Genomic DNA, 3,288 nt, shown 5'->3' on the forward strand with positions numbered 1-3,288 from the left:
GTGGTGGGCGTGGGACCGAAGGCGCCCGTGCCCGAAGGCGCCAGCGTCGTGGACCTGGGCGACGCCACGCTGCTGCCGGGCTTCATGGACGCGCACACGCACCTGACCGTGGAGCCCGGCCCGGACTGGCGCAAGGACCTGGTGGACAGCTTCCAGCGCACCATCCCCGAACAGACGCTGGACACGCTGCCGTGGGCCCGCGCGACGTTGATGGCGGGCTTCACCACCGTGCGCAACCTGGGCGCGGAGGACTTCATCGACGTGGGCCTGCGCAACGCCATCGCGCGAGGCAACGTGGTGGGGCCGCGCATCCTCGCGGCGACGTCCAGCCTCAGCTCCACGGGCGGGCACTGCGACTACGGCAACTCCTTCCGCAAGGGCCTGCTGGCCCACGACGCCAGCCCCGGCGTGGCGGATGGCCCGGACGCGCTGCGCGCCAAGGTGCGCGAGAACCTCAAGTACGGCGCGGACGTCATCAAGGTGTGCGCCACGGGAGGCGTGATGAGCCTCAACGCGGACCCCGACGCGCCGCAGCTCACCCAGGCGGAGCTGGACGCGGTGGTGGATGAAGCCCACGCGCACCGGCGCAAGGTGGCCGCGCACGCGCACGGCGCGGAAGGAGCGAAGCGGGCCATCCGCGCGGGCGTGGACTCCATCGAGCACGGCACGCTGATGGACGACGAGGGTGTGGCGCTGATGAAGCAGAAGGGCACCTGGTACGTCCCCACGGCCTTTGCATTCTTCGGAATCAAGGAGCTGGCGGACCAGGGCAAGCTGCCTCCGGACACCGTCGCCAAGCTGCGCGCCGTGGACCAGCGGCGGGAGCACGTGCTGCGCAAGGCGATTGCCCTGGGCGTGCGCATCGCCTTCGGCACGGACGCGGGCGTGTTCGCCCACGGGCGCAATGCGGAGGAGTTCGCGCTGCTGGTGGAGGCTGGCCTGTCTCCGGCGGAAGCACTCCGCACCGCCACGGTGAACGCGGCGGAGCTGCTCGGGGTGGCGGACCGGCTGGGGACGCTGGAGCCCGGGAAGCTGGCGGACGTTGTCGCCGTGCCGGGCGATCCGTTGAAGGACATCCGCGCCACGCAGAAGGTCTTCTTCGTGATGAAGGAGGGCGTCATCCAGCGCGACGACACGGCGGCCTGTCCGCGCGCCGTGCCGTGAGGCTCACTTCCGGATGAGCACGTCGGACAGCAGGAAGTCGAGCGTGTCCCCGGACAGCCAGCGCTCGCTCACGTCCGCGAAGTCCGGCTCCGCGTCGGCATCTGCCTGGCGCCAGAGGTCTTCCAGGCGATAGCGCGCGGCGGTGCAGTAGACGTCCGCCAGCGCATCGGCGTGAGGCTGTCCCCGTGAAGCCAGGGCCGACGCGTGGGCCAGCGTGACGGACATCGTGAACAGCTCGTTGCAGAGCTGGTTCATCAGGATGAGCGTCCGCTGGCGTGCGTACAGGACGCCCGCTTCGGGGTAGCGGCGTGACAGGTCCAGGCTTCGCTTCGCCAGCCGGTGCACCTCCCGGGCCGTGTGCTGGAGGTGCTCGCGGTTGCGTGGGGACAGGTGCTCCTCCACGGGCAACGGGGCGGGGGGCGAGTCCAGCTCCGCCGCGTGCGAGGCCGACGGGTAGTAGCGGGAGAACAGGCCTTCGCGCGCGGCCTTGTGGTCCACGAGGAAGTCCACGCCACCCGCGACCCGGAAGGCCCGGGCATCGCGCAGGGTGCGCTCCAAGGGGACCGGTGTCGCGCCACGGGCGGCCTTGCTCTCCGGCGTCTCGTAGCCTTCCGCGGCGAGCAGCGACATCGTCCGGTCCGTGATGCGCGCGCACGTCAGGGACGCGATGTTCTTGGCCGCCACCTGTTCGAACCAACGCAGGGGCAGCGTGTCCGCTGTCACACCCGTGAGGCTCCAGCGGGCCACGCTCTCCATGGCGAAGACCTCCGCCGCGGTGGCGGACACCTGGCGCTGGATCTCATCGAAGTCACCCAGCCTGCGCCCCTGCGCGAGGCGCCGGTGGAGGAAGTCGCGCGACCACTGGAGGCACTTCTTGGAGAGCGCCAGCGACGCGGCCACGATGATGTACATGCGGCCCAGGGCGCTGAGCGGCTCCAGCAGCGGTGTGTTCCGCCAGTGCTCCTGCGCCATCGCGAGCATCCGCTCCTTTGGCACGCGCACATTCTCGAAGCCGAGCGCTGCGATGGGCAGCCCGCGCAGGCCCATCAGCCCGTGCTCGGCGCGGACGTGGAAGCCGGGGCTGGAGGTCTCCACCAAGAAGAGGCTGATCTGCTCGCGGCCGTCTTCCTGGAGCGTGGCGGTGACGTTCAGCAGGTCCGCGATGGACCCGTTCCCGATGAAGACCTTCTCCCCGTTGAGCACATAGGCCGTCCCGTCCTCCGTGGGCACGGCGGTGGTGGACGCGCGCCGCACGGAGGCGCCGATGGGCTCGGTGTCGGCCCAGCCGGAGATGACCCCATCGGCGACGCGGCCCCGGACGTAGTCCTTGAGCGGACCGTCCTGCACGGCTTCGATGATGGCGCCCGCGCCCAGGCCACTGTGGATGGCCAGCGTGTAGCCGACGGGCAGGCACACGCTCATCACGGCCTCGATGACGCGGAAGGTGTTCAGCATGGAGAGGCCCCGGCCTCCCAGCTCCCGCTCCACCTGGAGCTTGTAATAGCCGCGCGAGCGCAGGGCTTCGCGCAGCTCCGGCGGGATGCGGCCCGTGCGTTCAATCTCGTCCGGGTCCACGTGCGCCTGGAGGAACTGCTCGACCTCGGCGATGACGGCGTCGCCCTGCCGGCGTTCCTCGGGGTCCTGTTCAGGGAACGCGCGGACGAGGTCCCAGCGGAGCCTCCCCGCGAAGAGCTGGCCCAGGAAGCCCTCGCGGCCGCGGATCGCGGGGTGCAGCGGTTCGTGGCTCATGGGGTCGGGTTCCTTCTGGAGGGGGGCTCCGCGATGAGGCGCAGGAGGGTGGACTTCGCTTCCGGATCCCGGAGGTAGAAGTGGCCACCGGGGAGCAGGTGGAGCGCGAAGGGCCCGGTGGCGTGGACACGCCACGGCTCCAGCTCCGCGAGGGTCAGGTCGTCCTGGGCTCCGCCCGTGACGGTCATGGAACAGGGAAGGGGCGCGCGGTCCTCGTGCCGATAGGACTCCACGAGGAGCAGGTCCGCGCGCAGGCCCGGGAGGATGAGCTCGCGCAGCTCTTCGTCCTCACGCAGCTCGTGGATCAGCTCGCCGTAGGTGGGCTCCAGAGCGGTGAGGAGTCCGTCCTCGTCCAGGTGGCTGGCGGGGATGCCG

General features: G+C 70.8%; 3 protein-coding genes. 1 reads left to right on the plus strand and 2 read right to left on the minus strand.

The annotated features are described in order from the left end of the window. A partial coding sequence (locus tag D7W79_RS40525; protein ID WP_147442317.1) for a metal-dependent hydrolase family protein occupies positions 1-1,164 on the plus strand: 1,164 nt, incomplete at its 5' end. 3 nt (positions 1,165-1,167) lie between these two features. Here the strand turns inward: D7W79_RS40525 and D7W79_RS40530 are convergent. Together D7W79_RS40530 and D7W79_RS40535 are read right to left on the minus strand one after the other, a co-directional pair. Beyond that, positions 1,168-2,913: an acyl-CoA dehydrogenase family protein gene (locus D7W79_RS40530; protein WP_120530544.1), complete on the minus strand. Its 1,746-nt coding sequence runs from the start codon at positions 2,911-2,913 to the stop codon at positions 1,168-1,170. Next, positions 2,910-3,288 (minus strand): thioesterase II family protein (locus D7W79_RS40535; protein ID WP_244222250.1); only part of this gene is annotated, 379 nt, incomplete at its 5' end. The genes D7W79_RS40535 and D7W79_RS40530, both read right to left, overlap by 4 nt.

The organism is Corallococcus exercitus (assembly GCF_003611585.1).
Taxonomy (GTDB): domain Bacteria; phylum Myxococcota; class Myxococcia; order Myxococcales; family Myxococcaceae; genus Corallococcus; species Corallococcus exercitus.

Coding starts and splice junctions, on each gene's coding strand:
- D7W79_RS40530 (WP_120530544.1), bottom strand. CDS start 2,913: ATGAGCCACGAACCGCTGCACCCCGCGATCCGCGGCCGCGAGGGCTTC.